This window comes from Planosporangium thailandense, from assembly GCF_011947195.1.
Classification (GTDB): Bacteria; Actinomycetota; Actinomycetes; order Mycobacteriales; family Micromonosporaceae; genus Planosporangium; species Planosporangium thailandense.
On sequence record NZ_JAATVY010000049.1, the window covers coordinates 1 to 22,616 of the forward strand.

23 protein-coding genes and 1 pseudogene are annotated in these 22,616 nt (G+C 70.7%); 8 read left to right on the forward strand and 16 right to left on the reverse strand.

Going from position 1 to position 22,616, the window contains the following annotated elements; translation table 11 throughout:
* Positions 1-195 (reverse strand): annotated as a pseudogene (locus HC031_RS31385) (sigma-70 family RNA polymerase sigma factor); the annotation flags it as partial.
* Positions 196-475: 280 nt separating this feature from the next.
* Here HC031_RS31385 and flgN point away from each other — a divergent pair.
* The 5 genes from flgN to csrA are packed head-to-tail and all read left to right on the forward strand — an operon-like array spanning position 476 to position 4,029.
* Positions 476-958: a flagellar export chaperone FlgN gene (gene flgN / locus HC031_RS31390; protein ID WP_167929089.1), complete on the forward strand. Its 483-nt coding sequence runs from the start codon at positions 476-478 to the stop codon at positions 956-958.
* Positions 958-2,364, forward strand: a complete 1,407-nt coding sequence (gene flgK / locus HC031_RS31395) for a flagellar hook-associated protein FlgK (protein ID WP_167929090.1) — start codon at positions 958-960, stop codon at positions 2,362-2,364. The genes flgN and flgK overlap by 1 nt, the downstream gene beginning before the upstream one ends.
* A gap of 9 nt (positions 2,365-2,373) precedes the next feature.
* A complete protein-coding gene (gene flgL / locus HC031_RS31400) occupies positions 2,374-3,267 on the forward strand; it encodes a flagellar hook-associated protein FlgL (protein ID WP_167929091.1) in 894 nt (297 codons plus the stop codon).
* A gap of 18 nt (positions 3,268-3,285) precedes the next feature.
* Positions 3,286-3,714, forward strand: coding sequence for a flagellar assembly protein FliW (gene fliW, locus HC031_RS31405; RefSeq protein ID WP_167929092.1), 429 nt, complete (start codon positions 3,286-3,288; stop codon positions 3,712-3,714).
* A gap of 51 nt (positions 3,715-3,765) precedes the next feature.
* Positions 3,766-4,029 (forward strand): carbon storage regulator CsrA, encoded by a 264-nt coding sequence (csrA, locus tag HC031_RS31410; protein WP_167929093.1) that lies wholly within the window; start codon positions 3,766-3,768, stop codon positions 4,027-4,029.
* Here csrA and HC031_RS31415 read toward each other — a convergent pair.
* The 14 genes from HC031_RS31415 to HC031_RS31480 form a co-directional block, all read right to left on the reverse strand.
* A complete protein-coding gene (locus HC031_RS31415; protein ID WP_167929094.1) occupies positions 3,971-5,170 on the reverse strand; it encodes an alpha/beta hydrolase-fold protein in 1,200 nt (399 codons plus the stop codon). The genes csrA and HC031_RS31415 overlap by 59 nt on opposite strands.
* Positions 5,171-5,182: 12 nt before the next feature.
* Positions 5,183-6,154 carry a hypothetical protein gene (locus HC031_RS31420; protein WP_167929095.1) on the reverse strand — a complete coding sequence of 324 codons (972 nt, stop codon included), beginning with the start codon at positions 6,152-6,154 and terminating at the stop codon, positions 5,183-5,185.
* 257 nt (positions 6,155-6,411) lie between these two features.
* Positions 6,412-7,920, reverse strand: a complete 1,509-nt coding sequence (locus tag HC031_RS34670; protein WP_167929096.1) for a ricin-type beta-trefoil lectin domain protein — start codon at positions 7,918-7,920, stop codon at positions 6,412-6,414.
* On the reverse strand, positions 7,917-8,534 hold the full coding sequence (locus HC031_RS31430) for a PulJ/GspJ family protein (protein WP_167929097.1): 618 nt from the start codon (positions 8,532-8,534) through the stop codon (positions 7,917-7,919). The genes HC031_RS34670 and HC031_RS31430 overlap by 4 nt, the downstream gene beginning before the upstream one ends.
* The gene (locus HC031_RS31435; protein WP_167929098.1) at positions 8,531-10,519 is read right to left on the reverse strand and encodes a putative Ig domain-containing protein; all 1,989 of its coding nucleotides are present in this window, start codon (positions 10,517-10,519) and stop codon (positions 8,531-8,533) included. The genes HC031_RS31430 and HC031_RS31435 overlap by 4 nt, the downstream gene beginning before the upstream one ends.
* A 69-nt stretch (positions 10,520-10,588) precedes the next feature.
* The gene (gene pilO / locus HC031_RS31440) at positions 10,589-11,176 is read right to left on the reverse strand and encodes a type 4a pilus biogenesis protein PilO (RefSeq protein WP_167929099.1); all 588 of its coding nucleotides are present in this window, start codon (positions 11,174-11,176) and stop codon (positions 10,589-10,591) included.
* Complete coding sequence (locus HC031_RS31445; RefSeq protein ID WP_167929100.1) at positions 11,176-11,904, reverse strand: PilN domain-containing protein; 729 nt, start codon at positions 11,902-11,904, stop codon at positions 11,176-11,178. Before HC031_RS31445 ends, pilO begins: the two co-directional genes overlap by 1 nt.
* The gene (pilM, locus tag HC031_RS31450; protein ID WP_167929101.1) at positions 11,901-12,926 is read right to left on the reverse strand and encodes a type IV pilus assembly protein PilM; all 1,026 of its coding nucleotides are present in this window, start codon (positions 12,924-12,926) and stop codon (positions 11,901-11,903) included. Before pilM ends, HC031_RS31445 begins: the two co-directional genes overlap by 4 nt.
* Before the next feature lie 22 nt (positions 12,927-12,948).
* A complete protein-coding gene (locus tag HC031_RS31455; RefSeq protein WP_167929102.1) occupies positions 12,949-13,734 on the reverse strand; it encodes a prepilin peptidase in 786 nt (261 codons plus the stop codon).
* A 94-nt stretch (positions 13,735-13,828) separates the two neighbouring features.
* Complete coding sequence (locus tag HC031_RS31460; protein WP_167929103.1) at positions 13,829-14,257, reverse strand: type IV pilin protein; 429 nt, start codon at positions 14,255-14,257, stop codon at positions 13,829-13,831.
* A 113-nt stretch (positions 14,258-14,370) separates the two neighbouring features.
* Positions 14,371-15,603: a type II secretion system F family protein gene (locus tag HC031_RS31465; RefSeq protein ID WP_167929104.1), complete on the reverse strand. Its 1,233-nt coding sequence runs from the start codon at positions 15,601-15,603 to the stop codon at positions 14,371-14,373.
* 5 nt (positions 15,604-15,608) lie between these two features.
* Complete coding sequence (locus HC031_RS31470; RefSeq protein WP_338090929.1) at positions 15,609-16,730, reverse strand: type IV pilus twitching motility protein PilT; 1,122 nt, start codon at positions 16,728-16,730, stop codon at positions 15,609-15,611.
* Between the two features lie 111 nt (positions 16,731-16,841).
* Positions 16,842-18,509 carry an ATPase, T2SS/T4P/T4SS family gene (locus HC031_RS31475; RefSeq protein WP_167929105.1) on the reverse strand — a complete coding sequence of 556 codons (1,668 nt, stop codon included), beginning with the start codon at positions 18,507-18,509 and terminating at the stop codon, positions 16,842-16,844.
* A 289-nt stretch (positions 18,510-18,798) separates the two neighbouring features.
* Complete coding sequence (locus tag HC031_RS31480; RefSeq protein ID WP_167929106.1) at positions 18,799-19,437, reverse strand: response regulator transcription factor; 639 nt, start codon at positions 19,435-19,437, stop codon at positions 18,799-18,801.
* Positions 19,438-19,649: 212 nt separating this feature from the next.
* Between HC031_RS31480 and HC031_RS31485 the strand changes: the two genes are divergently transcribed.
* From HC031_RS31485 to HC031_RS31495, 3 genes are all read left to right on the forward strand, one after another.
* Positions 19,650-20,249 carry a TlpA family protein disulfide reductase gene (locus tag HC031_RS31485; RefSeq protein ID WP_167929107.1) on the forward strand — a complete coding sequence of 200 codons (600 nt, stop codon included), beginning with the start codon at positions 19,650-19,652 and terminating at the stop codon, positions 20,247-20,249.
* A 1-nt stretch (position 20,250) separates the two neighbouring features.
* Positions 20,251-21,105, forward strand: a complete 855-nt coding sequence (locus HC031_RS31490) for a cytochrome c biogenesis CcdA family protein (RefSeq protein WP_338090930.1) — start codon at positions 20,251-20,253, stop codon at positions 21,103-21,105.
* An 88-nt stretch (positions 21,106-21,193) separates the two neighbouring features.
* Positions 21,194-21,934 carry a VOC family protein gene (locus HC031_RS31495; protein WP_167929108.1) on the forward strand — a complete coding sequence of 247 codons (741 nt, stop codon included), beginning with the start codon at positions 21,194-21,196 and terminating at the stop codon, positions 21,932-21,934.
* Positions 21,935-22,111: 177 nt separating this feature from the next.
* Here HC031_RS31495 and HC031_RS31500 read toward each other — a convergent pair.
* Positions 22,112-22,616 (reverse strand): M23 family metallopeptidase (locus HC031_RS31500; RefSeq protein ID WP_167929109.1); only part of this gene is annotated, 505 nt, incomplete at its 5' end.

The following is a 22,616-nucleotide window of genomic DNA, read 5'->3' on the forward strand; positions in this document are numbered from 1 at the left end:
CGCGGTGGCCAGGGCGGCCATGCCGGCGGAGACGAGGTCCTCGCGGCTGACGTGGGCGGGAAGCCGGCCCAGCAGTTCACGCACGAGGTGGCCGACCAGCGGCAGGTGGGTGCGCACCAGATCCTCGACGCGGTTCGCCGACTGAGCGATGGCGTTGGCAGGCGCAGTGCTTGCAGACGCGGTGCTTGCAGACAAGGTGACCTCTTCGTACGGCTATCGATCCGGTGACTCCCGGGCCAGGCGATCTCGGCCGGGCACAGACAACGTTCGGGTGCGCCCGGTGCATGACGAGGTCACGAAGAGTTGCATTGAGGTTGCCGTGACAAGGACCACCGACGGTTGTTCTCAAGTGGAGGGGGCGCGATTTCGCCTGTCCTCCGATCGGTGGAAGTCCTCAGGCCCGCGATGTCGCTGCCGACGTGTCAGGTACCTGGCGCGCTACCGAGAGCGGGCCTACGGCGGAAGGGCGACGAGGATGGGCCTGGCGGACCTGTCGAGCATCCTGTGGCGGGAGCGCGAGATGCTCGAACTGCTTCTCTTCAAGCTCGAAGAGGAGCAGTTGGTGCTCGCCGCCGGCCGTACCCGCTGGCTCGCCCACGCGACGCGGGAGGTCGAGATGGTCCTCGACCAGATCCGGCACACCGAGGTCCTGCGCGCCGCGGAGGTCGCGGCCGTCGGCACCGAGCTGGGCATCGGGGCCAACCCGAGCCTCACCCAGCTGGCCGACGCGCTCGACGCGCCGTGGTCGGACCTGTTCCGCGAACACCGTAGGACGTTCCTCGCGCTCACCGCTGAGATCAGTGCGCTGGCCGAGTCCAATCGCGACCTGCTCAGCGCCGGCCAGCGCGCGGTCCGCGAGGCGATGCTGGCCGTTTCCGGTTCGTTCGAGACCTACAGCCGGCGCGGCGAGACCATCGCGGCCGCGCCGCGGGCCCGATTGATTGACGAGGCTATGTAATGAGCACCTTTTCCGGTCTGTCGGGAGCGCTGAGCTCGCTGTACGCCCAGCGGCGCGGCTTGGACGTCACCGGGCAGAACATCGCCAACGCCAACACCGACGGGTACTCGCGCCAGCGGGTCGACCTGCAGTCGGTGGGCGGCTCGGCGGTACCCGCCATGTTCTCGGTCTCCGACGGCACCGCCGGCGGCGTGACCGTGTCCGACGTGGCCCGCATCCAGGACGCGTTCCTGGAGGCGCGCGGCCGCATCGAGCACGCCCAGAACACCTATCTGGCCGACCAGAACCGGGTCTACACGAATGTCCAGCAGGCGATCGGGGCGCTGAACACCACCGGCCTGCAGAAGCAGCTGACCGATCTCTGGGGGGCGTGGCACGACCTGGCCAACCAGCCCGGGAGCGCGATCGACGGGGCCACCCGAGGCCAGGTGATCGCCCGGTCGCAGACCGTCGTCGACACCCTGCACGCGACCCACGACGCGCTCGCGTCGCTGTACTCGACCACGCGGGAGCAGCTCGACTCGTACGTCACCGAGGTGAACACGACCGCGACCCAGGTCGCCCAGCTCAACCAGGCCGTCATCCGGGGTACCCAGGCGGGCCTGCCGGTCAACGAGCTCGCCGACCAGCGTGACCAGCTGGTCATGCACCTCGCGGAGCTGACCGGCGCCACCGCGGTGCCCCGCGCCAACGGCTCGATGGACCTGCTCCTCGGCGGCTCGAGCCTGGTCAGCGGCGACGTCGCCCGCCAGATCCAGGTCTCCGGAGCGGGGCGCCTCGATGACGTGGCGACGCAGCCGGTGACGCTGAGCTGGACCGACAACAGCGCCGGCGTCGCGGGAGTGGGCGGACAGGTCGCGTCGTCGCTGGACGCGCTGAACACCGTCATCCCCAACTACTCGGGCCAGCTCGACCAGGTCGCTGTCGCGCTCCACGACACGGTCAACGCCCAGCACATGCTGGGGTACGACGTGAACGGCAACCCCGGGACGGCCTTCTTCGGGCCGGTGCCGCCGTCGACGGTCGCGGTCACGGCCGGGAGCATCTCCGTCCTGATCACCAACACCAACGACGTCGCGGCGTCGTCGACCCCGGGCGGGACCCGCGACGGCGGCAACGCGGACCTCATCGCCGGCATCGGTACCTCGGCCCCCGGTCCGGACACGGCCTTCCGGTCGCTGGTGGCCAACCTCGGCATCGCCGCGCAACAGGCAGACCGGCGGGCGAGCGTCCAGGACACGCTGACCAAGAACGTGGACTCGGCACGGACGGCGCAGTCCGGCGTCAACCTCGACGAGGAGATGACGAACCTGATCGCGTTCCAGCGCGCCTACCAGGCCGCGTCGCGCGTCATCACCACGATCGACTCCACCCTCGACACACTCATCAACCACACCGGGGCCTGAGGTTAAGCCATGACCAGCGCATACCGAGTCACCGAGCGATCCATCTCGACCAACGTGCTTGTCGGCCTGCAGGGCAACCTGAAGCGGCTGGGGGACATCCAACAGCGGCTCTCCAGCGGCAAGCAGGTCTCGCAGCCGTCGGACTCACCGACCGCCGCCGTCGAGATCATGCAGTACCGCGGCCAGCTGGCCACGAACGACCAGTACTCCCGCAACGCCGACGACGCCCTGGGCTGGCTCGGCACGATCGACACCTCGGTGAGCAGCATCATCAGCCAGGTCCAGCAGGCACGCCAGCTGACGCTGACGGGCATGTCCAACGGCGCCGGCGGCTCGACCGACGCCCGCGCCGCCCTGGCCGCGCAGGTGGACCAGATCCGGCAGTCGGTGATCGGCGTGGCGAACACGAAGTACCTCGACCGTCCCGTCTTCGGCGGCACCACGGCCGGCTCGGCCGCGTTCACCTCGACCGGTGCCTACGTCGGCGACTCGGGCCTGGTGGCGCGTACGGTCGGCGACAACGTCAAGGTGACCGTGGGGGAGTCCGGCCCGACCTACTTCGGTAGCGGCTCCACCCAGCTGTTCTCCGTGCTCTCCGACATTTCCAACCACCTCACTACCGACCCCACCCAGCTCGCGGCCGACCTCGACAACCTCGACGCGGCACTGCAGACGCTCCAGACGGCTCAGTCGACGGTCGGTGCCCGATACAACCAGGTGACGCAGATGCAGCAGGCCGCCAACGACCGTACCGACGCGCTGACGGCGCAGCTGTCCGACGTCGAGGACATCGACCTACCCAAGACGATCACCGACATGATGCTGCAGCAGAACGCCTATCAGGCGGCTCTCGGCGCGGCGGCCAAGGTAGTGCAGCCGTCCCTCGTCGACTTCCTGCGCTAAGGCGACCGGAGGATAACCATGACCGTGCAACTACTCGAACCCGTCGAGACCGTCGACACCACCCAACCGCCCGTTCTCGAGTTCGTCGCGCCGATGCCGGGCTTCCCGCACGACCGCCGCTTCGTCCTGGTCGCTCTGGACGACACCGGGATGCTGTACTCGCTGCAGTCGGTGGACCGGCCGCAACTGCGGTTCCTCGTGGCGCCGCCGGCCCCGTTCTTTCCGGACTACTCCGTCGAGGTCGACGACGCGACGATCGAGGATCTCGGGGTGGTCGACCCGAGCGACGTCCTGGTCCTGCTCGTCATCAACGCCGGTGACGGTCCCGCGGACGCCAGCGCCAACCTCATGGCCCCGATCGTCCTCGCCCGGCACAGCCTGCGCGCCGTGCAGGTGATTCTCGGTCGTTCGGGACTCCCCGTGCGCGCGCCACTCTTTATCGGATAAATCGGGTATCGTGCACTCGCCGGGATAACCGGTCATCCGAAGGAGGAGCGCGTGCTCGTTCTGACCCGCCGTCCCGGTGAAAGTGTCGTGGTTGGCGACGACGTCGTCATCACCGTCCTCGACGTGCGGGGCGACGTCGTGCGCCTCGGCATCAAGGCGCCCCGCAGCGTCCAGGTGCACCGCGAAGAGGTGTACCTCGAACTGCGGAAGGTGAACCAGGAGGCGGCGTCGCCCAGCGACGGCGCCGTCGAGGCTCTCACCCGACGGCTGCGGCCCGGTGGTGAGAAGGCGCAGGCGCCGGCCGACGAGGCTTAGGACTACGGCCGAAGCCGGGGGCCGGTGCGAGTCCGCTGATCCCCTCGGCCGCCGCGTCGGGCGCGCTGTCCCGGTCGGCCGGGCCATCACTGGCCGGGCCGGCCAGTTGCGCCGCCATCCAGTCGAACGCCGCCGGCGCCAGCACGCGCCACACCCCGCCGGTGTGGCCGCCGGTGGGCGCGTAGGCGGTGGTCACCCGCAGCGGTGACCGCGCCGCGGCGGCCATGCTCTGAAGCTGAGCGAAGCCCTTCACATCGTCGCGTGCGCAGGCGAGGTACAGCGCCAGCGACGGCACCGGCAGGTTGTTCACCCGCCACAGGGGACTGTTCTCGTCCCGCAGGTGGCCGTCCCCGTGGTACAGGTCGCCGGTCGTCCGGTCGGTGATGGCCGTGTAGTAGCCGGAGAAGCTGACCGCGGCCGCGTACCGGTCGGGGTGGCGCAGGGCCAGATTGGCCGCGCAGAATCCACCGGTCGAGAAGCCGAAGATTCCCCAGCCGGCGCGGTCGGTACGGGTCCGGAAGTGCGCGTTGACGTAGTCCTGCAGATCCAGGCTGAGGTAGGTGTCGAACTGTGCGCCGCCGGCCGCGTCGACGCACTCGCTGTCCTGGGTCGGGCTCGGGTGCTGGACCGGGAAGACCATGATGGTGGGTGGCATCCGGCCGGCCTTGATCTCCTTTTCGGCGACCTTGCGCGGGTCCGCCACGTCGAACCAGGTCTGCGGGGTGCCCGGGAAGCCGGCGAGCGCCTCGATGACCGGCAGCCGCGCCGTCGACGAGTCGTAGGAGGGCGGCAGGTACACGTACGCGGGCAGCCGGATGCCGCTACGCCGGCCGGTGATCGTGATCTCCACCAGCCGGCCGGCGGTCGCACCGGGGCTGTGCGGCTGCGCCACCGGGTCGAGCGGCGCGGCGGCGCGGTTGTCACCGAAGAACTGCCCCCACGCGGTGTACATGTGCAGCTTGCGGTTGACCGCCACACCGGCCACGGCGAACGCCAGCACCAGGCAGCAGGCGAGCGCGAGGACCCGGGTCGGCCAGCGCCACCAGCCGCGCATCCGCTCCCAGAGCAGGGCGGTGCCGACGGCCGCCGCCACGGCGTAGACCGCGGTGAGCACCTGCAGGAGCGGGCTGGTCGGGCTCACGGCATCTCCCGCTCATCCATGAGGGCCTCCGGCGACCGGCGCGGTCGGGTTGATCAGCGGCTCGGCCAGCGGCGCGGGCAGGCGCTGCTGTACCCAGCGCAGCGCGGCGGTGAGTCGGGCGGTGGGGTGGGCGACGGTGTCGGAGGTGAGGCCCTTGCCCGCCGGTTCGCCCGCGACGACGACCAGGTTGAGGCCGGCCGGCAGCCGCCGGGCCCGGTCGAGAAGATCGGCCGCCGGAGCGTGGCTGCCGTCGGACACCAGCGCGGCGGTGAGGTAGCGGTCGCGGCTTCCGGCCACCATGTCGAGGGCGAGCGCCTGCGCCGGGCCGACGCCGGCCACGGCCCAGTTGTCGGGCTGTACGCGCAGGTCACGGCCGAGCCGATCGGGCAACTGCTCGGTGAGTACGGGCAGGGCGGCGGCCGGGTCGGCCAGCCGGACGAACACGACGACCGCGGCGTCGGCGCCCCGGGCGGCCTGGAGGGCGTGCCGGTCGTCCCAACCGCCGGCCGGGGGATCGGTGCGCGGCGGGGCGGCCACGACGATCACCGGGAAACGGGCCGTCTGGTCCCGGAAGTAGGCGGCCGGCACGGCGACGACCGGCGGGGCGGCGAGCTTCCAGGCCGATTCCTCGGCCGGCTTCCAGGTGAACGAGAAGCCGAGGTTGCGCCCCTCGGGCGCGTGGCCGTGCAGCCAGGTCTCCAGGTCGGCGCTCGGGGCGGTCGTGACCTTCTCGACGTCGCGTACGCCACCGAAGAACACCGACCAGGAGGGGTAGATCTCGAGGGCCCGGTTGACGCCGATCGCCACCGTGAGGACGGCGACGACCTCGGTGAGCAGGAGCGCGAGCGTGCGTACCAGGCCGCGGACGAGCCACGGGCGGCGCGTCACCCGTGCGGTGCGCCACCACAGCAGCCCGGTGCCGGCCGCGAGCACGAGCGTCACGACGACGCCGGTGATCAGCAGCGGCAGCCCGGTCAGCGACACCTGTGCGCTCCCCTCTCACAGCTGGCTCACATCCGGGGCAAAGAGTACGGCGGATGCGCAAGGTGACGTAGGCCCACTGCTCCTCCGATCGGGCCACAGCCGGCTCGGTCGAACGTGCCGGTAGTCTCGGTCGGTTTGCCGCACCAGGCCCCGTCACCAGCGGATATGGAGTGCAGGTCGGTGGTGGCGGGTGGCCGGTCTCACACCGGTCGCGTCGATATACGTCGATATAGGTCGATGATACCGGGCTTCGGCCGTTACCTTTCGCTGATGTCCTCCACCGCCGCGCCCAGGGCCGGCGCGTTCCACATCTGCAGGGTGGACCGGCCGCAGTCGGCTACCACGATCTTGCTGATCTGGTAGCCGTTCGTGTCGGTGTAGAAGTCGGGCGGCGTCGCGTTCGGGTCGGTCGGGGACAGGCAGAGCCCCGCGCTGTCCTTGATGTGGTACCTGGTGAGGTCGTCACCGGTGTCGCCGTAGACGGTCCAGGTCGGGGCCTGCGCCAGGTTGGTCGGACACTGCTGGACCGTGACGTACTGGGACGCGGCCGTCGTCGCGGGACTGCGGAGGCACCACCGACGTCCCTGGTCGTCGGTGGTGAGGATCGGGCCGACCGCGCTCTTCGCGTTCGACGCGATCGTCGGCAGCTTCCACTTCTGGTTCCAGCCGATGTCGGCCGGGTCCGGTGCCTGCTTGCACGGCCACGCGATCAGGAAGCGCTTGGTGACGTCGAACTCGGGCACGTCCAGGCAGCGGCCGAACTGGTTCAGGTTCACCAGTTGCTGCGACGACGCGCCGGCCGCGCCCGCGCCGACGAGGGCGTCGGGCGTCAGACCGGTGCCCTGGTTACAGGGCCTCGTGATTACCTGGCTGCCGGGCTGCGTGCCGTCGACGGCGAAGCAGAAGTTGTCGGGCTTCGACCCGTCCTTGGTCCCCTGGAAGTTCCCGTTGTCGTTGAAGAGCCACTGCTGCTGTGGCTGCGTCGTGGTCGCGCACGGCTGGAGCTGGACCGGATTGTTGGCCGACTGCTTCGCCTCCAGACACATGCCGAGGGCACCTGACACCCTCGTCGACGTCAGGTAGATGTTGAGGTTCTTGTCGTAGGCGAACTGCTGCCGCGGGCTGTCCGGGCTGCACGGCTGCACCAACAGGTTGGTGCCGCTGGCCGGCGTCGCCGTTCCGGCGTCCAGGCACAGGTTGATGCCGGTGCCGGCGACATGGACCAACCCACCTCCGATCGGCTGGTTGCCGATCGTGAACCGGTACGTGGACCGCAGCACCCGGTGCGTCTTCCCCGCGGTACCGGTCGAGCGCACGACCGCGTAGCTGGGCGCGCTCGCGGTGCCGCTGCCCCCGATACACCTGACCTGGTTCGCGGAATCGTCGAGCCAGCTGTCCGGTCTGCCCCGAGGGTCGGTGTTCACATAGGTGATCGTCACCTCGTAGCTGGCGGCGTTTGCGGCACCGACGGGGGTGACCGCCAGTCCGCACGGCAGCTTCCCGACCGCGCCCTGGCCATCGCTGTCGGTGGCCGCCCGGATCTGTCCCAGCGCGGCGTCGACCCCGGCCTGTGCGGCGTTCAGCGCGTCCGCGCGCTGAGCGCTGACCTGTGTGGAGTGCACCTGGGTGACCACCATGGGCACCAGCAGGGCGCTCAGGGTGATGCCGACGATGGTCAGCATCAGCGCCATCGCCACGGAGCCGGCGTCACCGGTGGGGCGGCACGGGCGCGGGTACCCGCGACGGCGGTCGGCGGCAGCGGTCACGGCGACGTCCGCCCTTCCTGGCAGACCAGCTTGTCCTCGGGCCGGGCGGCGGGCTGGCTGTTCAGCGCCGTGAAGGTCACGTCCGTGTGGGCCGTCGAGCGCGCGGCGCCCGATCCGCCGGCGGCGTCGAGCGTCACCTCCAGGCGCTGGAAGTTGGCGTTGTCCGCGGGTTGGAACGGCTGCTTGTCGGTGCGGAGGTTCGACGCCAGGACCGGCGCGGTGGTCCACGCGGGTGGGGTGGCACCCTGATCCCACGCCCGGAGCCGGAGGTTGCCGCTCGGGTCCAGCCGCAGCTCGCCGCAGCGCCCGACCCCGGTCGTCGTCAGGTACTCGACGACGTAGGAGGAACCCACCCGGTCCGGCTTGCTGATCGCGCTGGCGTAGCGGATTTCCTTGTCCAGCCGCTCGAACGCGATGGTGATCTGTGATTCCGCGGTCGCGATCGCCTCGGTCCGGTTCGCGGCGCGGTACATCGCCACGACGCCCGTGGTGAACGCCGCCATCACGAGACTCATGATCGACATGGCGACCACGATCTCGAGCAGGGTGACGCCGGCCTCGCCGCCCGCGCGTACCCGCTGGATCCGCCGCCGTCCGGTACCGCGCCTGTTCATCGGACCGTCCAGGTGAACATGACCGTCGCGTGGTCGTCCAGGAAGGAGTGGCCGTTGGAGGTGAAGGTGACGGGCACGCGGACCTTCACCGTGACCCGGTAGGTGCCGGCCTGCTTGAGGGTTCCGGTGAGTACGCCGTTCTTCAGCGTCACGTCCGGTGGCAGTCCGGTGGCGGTCCAGGTCTGACCACCGCTCCATCCCACCGCCGAGACCGGGACGCTCACGGTCTGGCCGACGCTGTCGGTGCGGTCGCCGGCCGGTGCGGTGATCTTCAGCCCTGGCACGAGCGGGTCCGGGAGGGAGCCGTCCACGCTCCAGGGGAACGTGACCGAGTTGGTGGCGCCCGTGGCGTCGGTGACCGTGACGGTGGTGAGGTAGCGGCTCCCGAAGAGCAGATCGCCCCAGATCAGACCGTGGGACGTCATGGAGACGCCCTCGGGCAGGTTCGTGTACGTCCAGGTGTACGGACCGGTGCCGTCCGCGGCCGCCGACTCCCAGACCGGGGTGAACCGCCGGTCGGTGCGGGCTCCGGTGGGCGCGGTGAGCCGCGGGACGACCGTCCATCCGAACGTCGTCGACGCCGTCTTGCCGTTCTTGTCGGTGACCGTCACCGTGACGTTCCGGACCGGGCCGGTCTGCGTCGGGATGCCGGTGATGACGCCGGTCTTCCGGCCGAGGGACAGTCCCGGCGGCAGGCCGGTGGCGCCCCAGGGGCCGGACTTGGTGACCGCCCACGTATACGGCGCGGTGCCGCCGCTGAGCAGGGTGTTGAGGTCGAAGGAGGCCTGGACGCCCTTGGTCGCCGTCTGCGGGCCGGGGCTGGCAAGCTGCGGCGAGGTCGTCCGGGAGACGACGGCCCACCCGAACGTCGTCGACGCCGCCTTGCCGTTGTTGTCGGTGACCGTGACGGTGACGTCGCTGGCCGGGCCGGTCTGGGTCGGGGTCCCGGTGATGACGCCGGTCGACGGGTCGAGGGACAGCCCCGGCGGCAGGCCGGTGGCGCCCCAGGGGCCGGGCGTGGTGACCGCCCAGGTGTACGGCGCGGTGCCGCCGCTGAGGAGGGGCTTGAGGTCGAAGGAGACCGCGAGGCCGCTGGTCGCGGTCTGCGGGCCGGGGCTGTCGAGCTTCGGCAGGGCGACGATCGTCCAGGTGAAGGACGTGCTGCCGGTGTTGCCGAAGCCGTCGGTGGCGATCGCGGTGACGTCGAACGCGCCACCCCTGGTCGGGGTACCGGTGATCTGGCCGTTCGAGGCCATCGCCAGCCCGTCCGGCAGTCCCGTGGCGGAAAAGGTCAGCGGCGGTGCGCCGCCGGACGCCGTGATCGTCACGGTCGATATCTGGACGTCGACCTCACCGGGGAGGTCCGCCTGCTGTCGCACGGTCGGCGGCGCAGCCTTGGCGGACCGGTCGAACAGCGGGTCACTCGCGCCACTGATCAGGGTCGAGGTGGCGTACGTGCAGGTCGAGCTCTGACAGCTCTTGTCGCGCCACGTCACCGCGACGACCACGTGCAGCAGTTCGACCGCGTCGGTCGTCCGGGTACAGGGGCCTCCACCCGCCGCCTGCCAGCACTTTCCGACGTACCAGTAGCGGTTGTACGGGGTCGGGGAGTCACTCGTCCGCAGCGCGGGGGCGGGCCTGGTCGGGTGGTCCCACTCCGCCATGTCGCTGAGGTCGACCCCGGCCACCGGTGGGCCGCACGGGGTGGCGGTACCGCACGGCGCGCGCCCGTCTAGCAGCTGCGCCGGACTGAGTGAGCGGACCTGCTCGATGCCGTCCGCCGCGAGGCGGATCGCGGTCTGCTTACCGCGCTGAAAGCCCATCATCGACATGCTGTTGGCGTAGAACGTCGTCAGCGCCCCCATGACGATGCCGATCAGCATCATGGAAACGAGGACCTCGGTCAGGGTGAAGCCGGCGTCCGGCGCGCGGTTGCCCGCGCGCGACGACAGCGCCGCCACGCGGCGACGAAGACCGGCGTGCATTCACCCCTCCCGAAGCTCGGTACTGCTCTCGTCCGCCGACGTCAGCTCGCCGGCGTCAGTTCGCCGACGTCAGTTCGTCGGCGTCTTCGCGGCGGTGCTGGCCGCGGGTGCGACGAACACCTGGGTCTTCAGGCTCAGCGTGTAGCTGGTCGCCGGCTCCGCGTCCGCGCTCAGACCCGCGCTGGTGATGAGCACCGCGCGCGGCTGGACCTGCTGCAGCTGGTCGAGGAACTGGTTGAGGCCGGCCGCGCTGCCGCTGGCGCTGAGCGTCACCGGCAGCGCCTGGATTCGGGTACCGCGGGCCGTCACCTGCGTCGGCGAGCCGACCGAGACGCCGCCCACGGACACACCCGCCGCGGCGCCGGCCCCCTGCAGGTCGGCGAGGAACGCCGACAGGTCCGCGGAGGTCGGCAGCGACCTGCGGTCGCGCTCCAGCTGCGCCTGGTACGTCGCCAGGTCGCCGTTCTGCTGCCGCAGCTGCGTGAGCCGCTTCTGCAGTGTCGACAGCCGCAGCGACGCGGTGGCGGTCTGTTCGCGTAGCGCGCCCGCTTCGCTGTACTGCGGGCGGATGAGGAAGAGCCAGGCGGCGGCGAACAGAGCGGCGGCGGCGAGGACGCCGCCGGCGATCCACAGCCGGTCCCCGTGACGGGCGGCCATCACTTCCCTCCCTCGGTGTAGCGGCCGCCGAGCGCGGCGTCGGTGATGTCGAGCCGTACGGTGAACCGCTCCGCCGTGTCGTCGGGTACCGACGCGTCGAGGAACGGGTTCCCGAGCCCCGGTACGGCCGCCAGCCGGTCCAGGTACTGCGCGACCGCGGCCTTGCTGGACGCGGTGCCGGTGATCGTCACGGTGCCGACGAGCCGGTGGCCGGTGGTGTCCGGAAGCCGCGGGCCGGTGGCGCTACCGCCTGTGCCGTTACCGCCCGTGCCGTTGCCGGCTGTGTTGAGGGAGCCGGCCACGTTGGTGATGCTCACCCCGGTCGGCGCGGCGCTCTCGATCGCCGAGATAACGCCCGACCACCGCAGATCGGAAGCGAGCAGAGTGGAAAGTTCGCTCCGGATGGTCTGCGACTCCCGCTGCACGCCGATGAGCGTGGCGTAGTCCTTCTGCAGTCTCTCCAGGCGCCGCACGTCGAGCTCGGCGCCGCTCAAACCGGCGCGCTCCGTGGCCGCCTGGTAGCGCGCCAGCCCGTACCACCCACCGAGGAGCACCACGAACACGGCGAGCGCGGACACGACGGTCCGCCGCACGGTGCGGACGCGGCGCACATGGACGATCTCCGGTGGCAGGAGGTTGGCCGCGATCGACAGCATCCGTGCCGGGCTCTCGGCGGGCACCGGGGAGCCGGGCGGCACGGAGCCCGGCGGCATGAGGGTGGTCGTCATGATGGTGCTCCCAACGCGAGGCCGATCGAGACCGCCGCCGACGAGCTGAACGGCCCGAGGGGGTCGGAGGTGGCCCGGTGGGACCGGCGCAGCCGGCTGGCCGGGTCCGCCGCGACCACGTCGACGCCGAGGTGGTCACGCAGGGCGTCGCCCAGGCCGGGCAGGAGCGACCCGCCGCCGGACAGCGAGAGCCGCGTCACGCGCGCCTGGCGGCCGCCGGCGTTGAGGTACGCGAAAGAGCTGCGGATCTCGCTGATGATCGGGCCGAGGGCGGACCGGATCACCTCTGCGGCCACCGGGTCCTCGTCGTCGCGCAGGCCCACCCGGCACTTGCGCTCCTCGGCGTCGGCCGGGGTGAGGTCGAGCCGGTCCGCGAGGATCGCGGTGATCTCCGCGCCGCCGCGGGGGATGGTCCGGACGATCAGCGGCTGCCCGTCGTCGTGCACCACGACGCTGGTGGCCTGGGCGCCGATGTCGACGATCGCCTCTACCTGCGAGTCCAGACGGGACGCGGCGCGCAGCAGCGCGAAGGAGGCGAGGTCCACGCGCCCGACGTGCAGCGCCGCCCGCTCGACCGCGCTCACGGCGGTCACGACCGCTTCCTTCGGCGCGGCGATCAGCAGGCCGCGTACGGTGTCCCGGCCGCTCGCGTCCTCGAGCGGGCAGAAGTCCAGCAGCGACCGCTCGACGGGCAGCGGCAACGAGTCGCGTACCTGGAACGGCAGGGACTGGCGCAGGTCGCGTTCGCCGACGTTCGCCACCGACATCTCGCGGACGACGATCTGCGGGTTGGTGACCCCGAGGGTGACGGTCCGGCCGCGGAACTTCGTGGTCGACCACAGCTCCTTCAGCGCGAGCGTCACCGCTTTCTCGTCGTGGATCACGCCGCCCTGCACCGCGCCGTCGGGTAGCGGCACGCGGCCGAACGCGGTGATGACGGCGCCGTCCTTGCCGCGGCTGGTCTCCACTGCGCGGACGGAGGTCGATCCGACATCCAGTCCGATCGGGTTTCCGGTGGCCATCAGTGCTCCTTGCGCATGGGTGTCAGGCGGTGGGCACGAGCAGGGACGCGTACCAGCTCGCGAGCGGACCGGCGGCGAACACGGCGAGCAGCGCGCCGGCGAGCATCGCGGGGCCGAACGGGAGCGCGGTCTTGAGGTTGGCGCGCCGGGTCACCAGGAGCGCGACTCCGGCCAGGCCGCCGAGCAGGAAGCCGGCGAACGCGCCGATGAGCACCGAGCTCCAGCCGAGCCAGCCGAGGTAGAGGCCGAGCAGCCCGGCGAGCTTCACGTCGCCGAAGCCCATGCCGGCCGGGTACAGGAACGCGAGGACGAAGTAGAACGTCCAGAGGGCGGCCATCGCGGCCGCGGCCCGGGCGGCGGCCCACCAGTCGCCGTCGGCGGCGGTGGCGAGGACGAGCAGTACCGCGCCGACCGCGTAGGACGGCAGCACGATCACGTCGGGGAGCCGGTGCACGTCAAGGTCGATCATCGCCAGGGCGACCGCGACCGCGGTCAGGTACAGGTACGCCGGGAGCGCGGCGGACAGGCCGAAGCGCGCGGCCACGCCGACGAACAGCAGCGCGGTCGCGATCTCGACCAGCGGGTACCGGACGCTGATGCGCTGCGCGCAGTGTGCGCACCGGCCGCGCAGGACGAGCCAGCCGACCAGCGGCACGTTGTGCCACGGCTTGATGGGGGAGCGGCACCGGGTGCAGTGCGAACCGGGTCGCAGCAGCGACTCCGCGCGCGGCACGCGGTGGACCACCACGTTGAGGAACGAGCCCACCGCGAGGCCGAGCGCGGCGACGATCACGAGCAGAGCTGTCATCCTGGCCGTCCTTTCTTCCTCTCGTGCGGTGGGATGGGTTGAGTGGTGGTGTGGCGGCGGGGGTCGGCCGCGCCGCCACACCACCGGCCGGGCGTCAGCCGAGGCAGGCGGAGACGCTCGACGACGTGTCCTCCTTGACGGACCCACCGGCCGAGCTGTCGTACTTGTAGACCTTGTCGCCGTCGGCGTTCTTGCCGCAGATGACGTAGCTGGTGCCGTTGTTCTTGATGCCGAGCGTGTTGCCCGTCGACACCGAGGTCTTCACCGTGTTGCCGGACGAGGCGTTGAAGCTGTCCGGGTACGCGTTGTTCTCGGAGTAGTACTCCTCGACGGCGGTGATCGCGTTGCGGACGTCCGACTGCGCGGTCTTGTTCTTCGCGCCCTTGGTGTAGTTCATGTACAGCGGAACGGAGATGCCGGCCAGCACGCCGATGATGACCACGACCACCAGCAGTTCGATCAGGGTGAAGCCGTGGTCGCCGGTCGTGCGCTTCGCATGGATCCGGCGGAGCGTTTCTTGCATGGTGAGCCTCCTGCGACTCATATGTGGGACACGGCGCGTGCCGGTTGTCCGATGCGTGAGCGGGCCCAGCCCGTCACGGTTGCCGTGCGGCGCACGGAACTCTGCTGGCGCGCTCATTGGGCGCCCTGGATGTGCTGGTAGATCGTGAACATCGGCAGGTACAGGCAGATGACGATGCCGCCGACGACGGCGCCCATGACGATGACCATGATCGGTTCGATCGAGGCGGTCAGCGCCTCGGCCGCCGCGTCGACCTCGCGGTCGTAGAAGTCGGCGACCTTGTCGAGCATCTGCGTGAGCCGGCCGCTCTCCTCGCCGACCTCGATCATCTGGGTGACCATGCCCGGGAAGACCGGGTGCCTGCCGAGGGCAGCCGACATGGGGTGCCCGTCCCGGACGGCGGCCTGGAGATCCCGGGTGGCCTCGGTGATGACCGCGTTTCCGGTGGTGGCGCCGACGACGTCGAGGGCCTGTATGACGGGGACGCCGACGTTGAGCAGCGTGCCGAGGTTGCGGGCGAACCGGCTGATGGCGATCTTCGCCAGCAGCGGCCCGAACACCGGCAGCCGCAGCTTCAGCCGGTCGAACGCCAACCGGAACGCCGGCCGGCGCCGCAGCTCGCGGCGTACCAGTGTGGTGCCGGTGGCGGCTACCGCCACGAGCAGCGGAGCCGACCAGACGAGGCTGTGGCTGGCGGCGACGATGATCTGGGTGGGGAGCGGAAGCGTGCCGCCGAGCGAGGCGAACATCTTCTCGAAGATCGGTACGACGAACGTCAGCACACCGGCGACGAGCAACGCGGTGAAGAGCAGGACGATCACCGGGTACGTGAGGGCGCTCTTGATCTTCCCGCGGAGGACGGCCTCCTTCTCGAGGTTCGTCGCGATCCGCTCCAGGGCGCCGTCGAGGAAACCGCCGGTCTCGCCGGCCCGGATCATGGCCACCATCAGCGCCGGGAAGACCTTGCGGTGCTTGGCGAGCGCCGCCGACAGCGACATGCCGGCCTCGACGTCGATGCGGGCCTCGGCGAGCGCCTTCTTCAGCGGCGCCTTGGCGGCCTGGTCCTCCAGGACGGCGAGCGCGCGCAGCAGCGACATCCCGGACGCGGTCATCGTCGCGAACTGCCGGGCGAAGACCGACAGGTCCTTGAGCGTGGTACGCCCGCCCAGCCCGGGCAGCGACAGGTCGCGCCGCAGGCCGGATCCCGCCTCGGTGAGGGCGACGGGTACCAGACCCTGCTGGCGCAGCAGCTGGATGGCGGCGGCCTCGTTCGAGGCGTCGATGGTGCCCTTCGACCGTTTGCCGTGGAGATCGACAATCTTGTAGTCGAACGTCTTGGTGGCCATCGTCGTCACCACCGTCCAGTGAGGCGCTTGAATTCCTCGACCGAATGGCAGATGTCGAACGCCTGGGCGGCGTCGACGGTTCCGGCGCGGACGAGCTCGGCCAGGTGCTGGTCGAACGACAGCATCCCCTCGCCGCCGCCGGACTGCATGAACGACGGGATCTGGTGGGTCTTGCCCTCACGGATCAGGTTCCGGATCGCCGCGGTGACGAACATGATCTCCGTGACGACGGCGAGACCGGATCCGTCCGCGCGAGGGCACAGTGCCTGTGTAACCACGCCCTGGAGCGCCGTCGACAGCTGCGCGCGGATCTGCGGCTGCTGGTGCGGCGGGAACATGTCGATGACGCGGTCGACGGTCTGCGCGGCGCTCTGCGTGTGCAGGGTCGCGAGTACGAGGTGGCCGGTCTCCGCCGCCGCGATGGCGGTGGCCGTGGTCTCCAGGTCCCGCAGCTCACCGACCAGGATGATGTCGGGGTCCTGGCGCAGCGCGTGCTTGAGGGCCGACGCGAACGACACCGTGTCGGCGCCGACCTCACGCTGGTTGACGATGCAGCCCTTGTGCTGGTGCAGGAACTCGATCGGGTCCTCGATGGTGACGATGTGGGCCGACCGGGTGCGGTTGGCCAGGTCCAGCAGCGACGCCAGGGTCGTCGTCTTGCCCGAGCCGGTCGGGCCGGTCACCAGGACCAGACCGCGGGGCAGGTGGGCCAAGCGCGCCACCGACTCCGGCACGCCCAGCTCGTTGAGCGGTTTGATCTGGTACGGGATCGTTCGGAAGACCGCCCCGTACGAGCCGCGCTGCGCGAACAGGTTCACCCGGAACCGGGACACGCCCTCGATGCTGTACGAGACGTCGAGCTCGTTGTCGCGTTCGAACCTGCTCCACTTCTCGGGGGTCACCGCGGCCCGGGCGAGCGCCGTCGTGGCCGCCGGCGTGAGGCGGTCGTAACCGGGAAGCGGCTTCAGCCGGCCGTTGACCCGGATGGTGGGTGGCGCGCCCGCCGTCAGGTGCAGGTCGGAGCCGTACGCGTGCACGGTGGCCACGAGCATGGCGTCCAGGGACGCGCGCGCGCCGTCCACGTCGGCCGGTACGGCCGGGGGAACGAGCGTCGGTGTCGCCTCCACCGGAATCTCCTCGCAAGGGTCGCTGTACGTGTCACGCGTCCCACATGTCGGCACCCGGCGGGCCTGCTTTAGCAACAAATACCTGCAATCGGTGCAACGAAGATCGATTTCTCAGACCGCCACCCGGAGCACTTCCTGGATCGAGGTGAGGCCTTCGGCGGCCTTGCCCAGCCCGTCGATGCGCAGCTCGCGCATGCCCTCGGCCATCGCTACCCGCCGTAGGTCCGTCGTCGACGCGCGCGCGATCGTCAACTTCTCGATCTCCGGCGACATCGGCATGACCTCGTGCAGCGCGATGCGGTCGCGGTAGCCCGTACCCGAGCACGACCGGCACCCGCCCGCCTTCCACAGCACGTCGGGCACCGCCAGGTCGGCCGGCCAGCGCGAGCCGGCCAGTTCGGCTTCGGTCGGGGCGTACGCCTGCTTGCACCAGTCGCACAGGCGCCGCGCCAGCCGCTGTGCCAGCACGCTGTCGATCGACGAACCCACCAGGAACGGCTCGATGCCCATGTCGGTCAGGCGGGTAACCGCGCTCGGCGCGTCGTTGGTGTGCAGCGTCGACAGCACGAGGTGCCCGGTGAGCGCGGCCTCGACCGCGAGCTGCGCGGTCACCCGGTCGCGGATCTCACCGATGAGCACCACGTCCGGGTCCGACCGCAGGATCGCGGGCAGCACCTCGGCGAACGTGAGCCCGGCCTTGTGGTCGACCTGGACCTGGTTCACGCCCGGCAGCCGGTACTCGACCGGGTCCTCGACCGTGATGATGTTGATCGTGGGCTTGCTGATCGCGGAGAGGATCGCGTACAGCGTGGTCGACTTTCCCGAGCCGGTGGGGCCGGTCACCAGGACCATGCCGTGCGGTTTGGTGAAGGACGCCGCGAAGCGCCGGTAGTTGGCCGGGGTGAAGCCGAGCGCCTCCAGCTTGAGGTTGATGCCGCCGGTGTCCAGTACGCGCAGGACGATCTTTTCGCCCCAGACGGTCGGCAGCGTCGCCAGCCGGAGGTCGATCGAGCGCTGGTTGACCTCCACGGTGAGCCGGCCGTTCTGCGGTACCCGTCGCTCGGTGATGTCGACGTTCGCCATGATCTTCAAGCGTGAGATCAGCGCCGCCTGCACGTGTCGGGGCACGGTGTCGATCTCGTGCATCACGCCGTCGATGCGGTAGCGCACCCGCATGTCGTGCTCGGTCGGTTCCAGGTGCAGGTCCGAGGCGCGGTTCTGGATGGCCTGTTCGAGCAGGGAGTTCGCGTAGCGCACGATCGGCGCGTCGTCGCCGACCGAGGTGAGGCTGGGGGTGTTGGCGGCCTGCTCGGCGCGCAGGGTCTCCGCCACGTCGGCGAGGTCGTTCTCCTCGCGCCGCAGCCGCTCAATGATCTTGCGTAGCTCGGTGCGGGCGACGACGACGGGTTTGACGACGAGACCGGTGGCGGCGCGTACGTCGTCGAGCGCGACCACGTCGCCGGGGTCGGTGATCCCGACGACGATCTCGTGCTCGTCGACCGCCAGGCCCAGGACCCGGTGACGGAGTACGAGAGAGAGCGGGATCGCGGCCACCGCGGCCGGGTCGAGCTGGTACCCGACCAGGTCGACGAACGTGATCCCGTACGCGTCGGCGGAGGCCTCGGTCAGCTGCGTCTCGGTGACGACGTGGTCGTTGATGAGCACGGACCGGATCGACCGGCCGGTGCGCTCCGCCTCGTCGGCCGCTCGCTCGAGCGCCCTCGGATCCACGCCCAGCCGTTCGAGCGCGTCCAGCAGTGGGCGGAATGTCTCGTACACGCCCCCTCAGTCGGACGCGTGCCGACCTACCTGAGCGGTTTTATGGCGTCGCGCGGGCCGGGACGGGGGCACGGCAGCCGGGCCTCGGTGGGTTGCCGACCGCCGCACCCGTCCATAACCGACCGGGGGAGGCGGTGGAGCGCGACCGGAGCGCTACTACCCGGTCGATAACCGCCAGCGTTGCACGGATATCGGCTGCCCGCAAATGGGAGCAATAATGGTCTTCTGGATAGCTATGCGGCTATTCCTAGATGGTGAATGGGGCGTGCGGCCACACCATCGACCGGCGTCACGCCGCCGCGTCGGAGGTCGGCAGCAGGCCCTGGTTCACGGCCACCATGAGGGCCTGGGCCCGGTTGTTCACCCGGAGCTTGCTGTACAGCCGCGAGACGTACGTCTTGACCGTCGCCTCCGAGACCTCCAGCTGAGTGGCGATCGCCGGCAGGCTGGTGCCGTCCCGCATGAGCAGGAGCACCTGCCGTTCCCGTGGGCTGAGCAGGCCACCGTGCGTGTGCCGGCGGGCCAGCGCCGTCTGGAGTCCGGGCGCCATGAACGAGGTCGGGGCCGTCGCCGCGTGGCGTACCGCGGCCAGCACGCTCGCGGCGGGCGCGGACTTCGTGACGTACGCGGACAGGCCGGCGTCGAGCGCCCGGTAGAGCAGGGAGTCGTCGCTCGAGGCGGTGAGCAGGACGATGCCCAGCCCCGGCCGTACCGTGCGCAGCCTGCCGGCGGCCGTGATGCCGTCGCCGTCGGGCAGCGTCAGCTCGATGGTGACGACACTGGGGTTGGTCTCCTCGACCACGCGTTCAGCCTGCGCGAGGTTCGCCGCTTCGCCGACGAGCACGATGTCGGGCGTCGTGGCCACCACGCTGGCCAGGCCGAGGCGCAGCAGCACATGCTCGTCTACGGCAACCAGCCGGATACTCATCGGTCCTCCTGGAGCGGTCCTCTCGCTGCCCACGACAGGCGGGGGCCCACGTCAGGTCGGCGCGGTTTGTCCATAACCGCAGGAAGTGACCGTTCGCTACCGAGGTCGCAACCGAGCTACACCCCAGGGGCCGGCGGAGCAGCCTCCCGGTGAACCCGCGGCGGCCGCGGGACGTGCATAACGGCAGGGACCTACTTCTCGCGGAGGCTCACATGCGCGTCCGGTCGCTCCTGCCCGCCCTGGCTTTCACGGTCCTGCTCGGGCTCGCCGGGTGCGCAGCCGCCCCACACCGCGGCGCCGCGCCCGGTGGCTCCGTTTCTAGCGGCTCCGATTCGAGTGGTTCCGGGTCGGGTGGCGCCGGGTCCGCCAGCGCCGCCGGGAACGGGGCCGGGGCGCCGGCGGCCGTACCGGCCAGCCTGACGTTCACCGCCACCACCCTCGACGGCAAGCGGTTCGACGGGACGAGCCTCGCCGGGCACCCGGTGGTGCTGTGGTTCTGGGCGCCGTGGTGCGCCACCTGCGCCAGCGAGGCGCAGACCCTGCCGGACCTGGCGACCGAGTACAAGGGGAAGGTCGAGATCGTCGGGGTCGCCGGCATGGGTCAGGTCAAGGAGATGCACCAGTTCGTCTCCGACTTCGACCTCGGCCGCATGACCCACCTGTCCGACGACGCCGGCGTGGTGTGGAAGAAGTTCGGCGTGACCGAGCAGAGCGTGTACGTGCTTCTCGACCGGCGCGGCAAGGTCGTGGCCAAGGGGTGGCTGGACAACCAGCAGATCGGCGACCAGATGGCCAAGCTGGCCGCCGCCTGACGTGTCGTCCGACGTACCGCTGCTGCTGGCCCTGGCCGCAGGCGTCCTCGCCGCCGTCAACCCGTGCGGCTTCGCGCTGCTGCCCGCGTACCTGTCCCTGCTGGTCGTCGGCGACGCACCGGCCGCGTGTGGCGTCGCCGTCGGCCGCGCGCTCGCGTTCACGGCCGCGATGACCGCCGGCTTCGTCGCGGTCTTCGGCGCCTTCGGGCTCGTCCTGGCGCCGGTCGCGGGGCTGGTCCAGCAGCACCTGCCGTGGTTCACGATCGGTTTCGGGCTGCTCCTGGCCGCGCTCGGCGGCTGGCTGGTCGCCGGTCGCCAGCTACCGGCGCTGCCGTGGAAGGTGTCCCGCGCGCCGGTGCTGACCCGGTCGGCGCTGTCGATGACGCTGTTCGGCGCGGCGTACGCGCTCGCGTCGCTGAGCTGCACGATCGGCCCGTTCCTGGCGATCGTCGGGTCCAGCGTGCGGGCCGGCTCGATCCTCGCCGGGATCGGGCTGTTCGTGGCGTACGCGGTCGGTATGGGCCTGGTCGTGGGCGTCCTCGCGCTGGCGGTCGCGCTGGCCCGGGCGTCGCTGGTGCGCCGGCTGCGTGCGGTCGCCGCCGTCCTGTCCCGTGCCGGGGGAGTCCTGCTGCTCGTCACCGGCGGGTACGTCGCGTACTACGGCCGGTACGAACTGCGCGCCACCGGCCCTGGCGGCGCCCCCGACGGGATCGTGCGGGCCGGTACCGCCCTGCAGCACGAGATTGCGGCTGGCCTGGAGCGGGTCGGGGTGGTCGGGATCGCCCTGGCGTTCGCGGCGCTGCTGGCCGGGTGGGCCGTCGTCGGTTGGGCGGCGGCGCGGCGGGCCTCCCGGTAGGCCGCGCCACCGGCCTGCCGGTTGCCGCCAGTTGAGCCCAAGGCGTGTTGCTCATCCTGGTCTATCTGCCAGGCATAGGGTCGGCGGCATGGCGCTGCGACTTGTTCAGGCGAATTTCAAGGCTCGGGACGACTCGGCGCTCGGCCGGTTCTGGGCGGCGGCGCTCGGTTGGCGTGTTTCCACCTCGGGAACCGGTGCGACCAGCGTCGCACCCGCGGGCTTCACCTGGACGGACCCTGGCGCCCCTGTCTGCGTCGATGTCATCGCCGTCCCGGACCCCGAAACGGTGAAGTACCGCGTGCACCTCGATCTCGCCACCACCTCTGCGGCTCATCAGGCGGAGTTGGTCGCGCGCCTGCGGGATCTCGGTGCGACGCCCGCCGATGTGGGCCAGGGCGATGTCCCGTGGACGGTCCTGGCCGACCCGGAGGGCAACGTGTTCTGCGTGCTGGAGCCTCGGGAGATTTACCGGGATACCGGGCCGATCGCCGCGGTGGTGGTCGACTGCGCTGATCCGCGAGGCATGGCCCGGTTCTGGGGCGAGGCCATGGACTGGGCTGTGCACGAGGTGACCCACGATCATGCCCGGCTACGTTCGGCCAAGGGCGTCGGCCCGTATCTGGAGTTCCTTCGCACCCCCGACATGAAAACCGTGTCGAGCCGCGTCCATCTCGACGTGGTGCCGTATCGCGGTGACGATCAAGCGGCGGAGGTGGCCTGGCTGACGGACCTTGGCGCGACCCTCGCCGATGTCGGCCAGGGCGACGTCCCGTGGATCGTCCTCGCCGACCCGGAGGGCAACGAGTTCTGCATTCTGGCTCCGGCCTGAACAAGGCCCACACCGAGGCTCCACCGCCGCCGCGGGAAATCCACAACGTCAGCGATCAGTTACCGGCCCTCGGCAGGTGGCTCCCGAACCCACCGACACGAACTCTCCGGCAAGGCGAGGCAAGGCGGCTCCGAAAACGCACTCTCGTCGCCGCTGGCGAACGTCGCATTCGATGCGTCATCGCCCACTTGCGCCCAGCGGCGCGTTCATCCGCTGCATGAACGCGACCGGGTCGACCGCGTTGGCGCTGGTGGCGTACCCGGGGCCGAGGTGCACCTCGAAGTGCAGGTGCGGGGCGCCGGAGTTGCCGGACGTTCCCACGTACCCGATGACCTGGCCGGCCTTGACCTGCTGGCCCAGCGTGACGACCGGCCGGCTCACCATGTGGCAGTACCGGGTGGTGACCTGCCCGGCGTGCCGGATCTCGACGTACCAGCCGCAGCCGCGCACACTCGGGCTGCCGTCGACGTCACAGCTCGGGCCGGAAGTGTTGCACTCGACAGTGACGACCTCGCCGGCGCTGGCCGCGACGATCGGGGAGTTGCGGGGGCGCATGATGTCGACGCCGTCGTGGGTGGGGTTGGACGGCGGACGGAACAGTTGGACGGGTGTGCCCGGCACCGGAACCACCCAGCCGGTGTCGACGCCGGGCGGCGCCTGCGGCGGCAGCGCCGGGGTCGGC

Coding starts and splice junctions, on each gene's coding strand:
- flgN (WP_167929089.1), top strand. CDS start 476: ATGGGCCTGGCGGACCTGTCGAGCATCCTGTGGCGGGAGCGCGAGATG.
- flgK (WP_167929090.1), top strand. CDS start 958: ATGAGCACCTTTTCCGGTCTGTCGGGAGCGCTGAGCTCGCTGTACGCC.
- flgL (WP_167929091.1), top strand. CDS start 2,374: ATGACCAGCGCATACCGAGTCACCGAGCGATCCATCTCGACCAACGTG.
- fliW (WP_167929092.1), top strand. CDS start 3,286: ATGACCGTGCAACTACTCGAACCCGTCGAGACCGTCGACACCACCCAA.
- HC031_RS31430 (WP_167929097.1), bottom strand. CDS start 8,534: ATGAACAGGCGCGGTACCGGACGGCGGCGGATCCAGCGGGTACGCGCG.
- HC031_RS31435 (WP_167929098.1), bottom strand. CDS start 10,519: ATGCACGCCGGTCTTCGTCGCCGCGTGGCGGCGCTGTCGTCGCGCGCG.
- pilO (WP_167929099.1), bottom strand. CDS start 11,176: ATGGCCGCCCGTCACGGGGACCGGCTGTGGATCGCCGGCGGCGTCCTC.
- HC031_RS31445 (WP_167929100.1), bottom strand. CDS start 11,904: ATGACGACCACCCTCATGCCGCCGGGCTCCGTGCCGCCCGGCTCCCCG.
- pilM (WP_167929101.1), bottom strand. CDS start 12,926: ATGGCCACCGGAAACCCGATCGGACTGGATGTCGGATCGACCTCCGTC.
- HC031_RS31455 (WP_167929102.1), bottom strand. CDS start 13,734: ATGACAGCTCTGCTCGTGATCGTCGCCGCGCTCGGCCTCGCGGTGGGC.
- HC031_RS31460 (WP_167929103.1), bottom strand. CDS start 14,257: ATGCAAGAAACGCTCCGCCGGATCCATGCGAAGCGCACGACCGGCGAC.
- HC031_RS31465 (WP_167929104.1), bottom strand. CDS start 15,603: ATGGCCACCAAGACGTTCGACTACAAGATTGTCGATCTCCACGGCAAA.
- HC031_RS31480 (WP_167929106.1), bottom strand. CDS start 19,437: ATGAGTATCCGGCTGGTTGCCGTAGACGAGCATGTGCTGCTGCGCCTC.
- HC031_RS31485 (WP_167929107.1), top strand. CDS start 19,650: ATGCGCGTCCGGTCGCTCCTGCCCGCCCTGGCTTTCACGGTCCTGCTC.
- HC031_RS31495 (WP_167929108.1), top strand. CDS start 21,194: ATGGCGCTGCGACTTGTTCAGGCGAATTTCAAGGCTCGGGACGACTCG.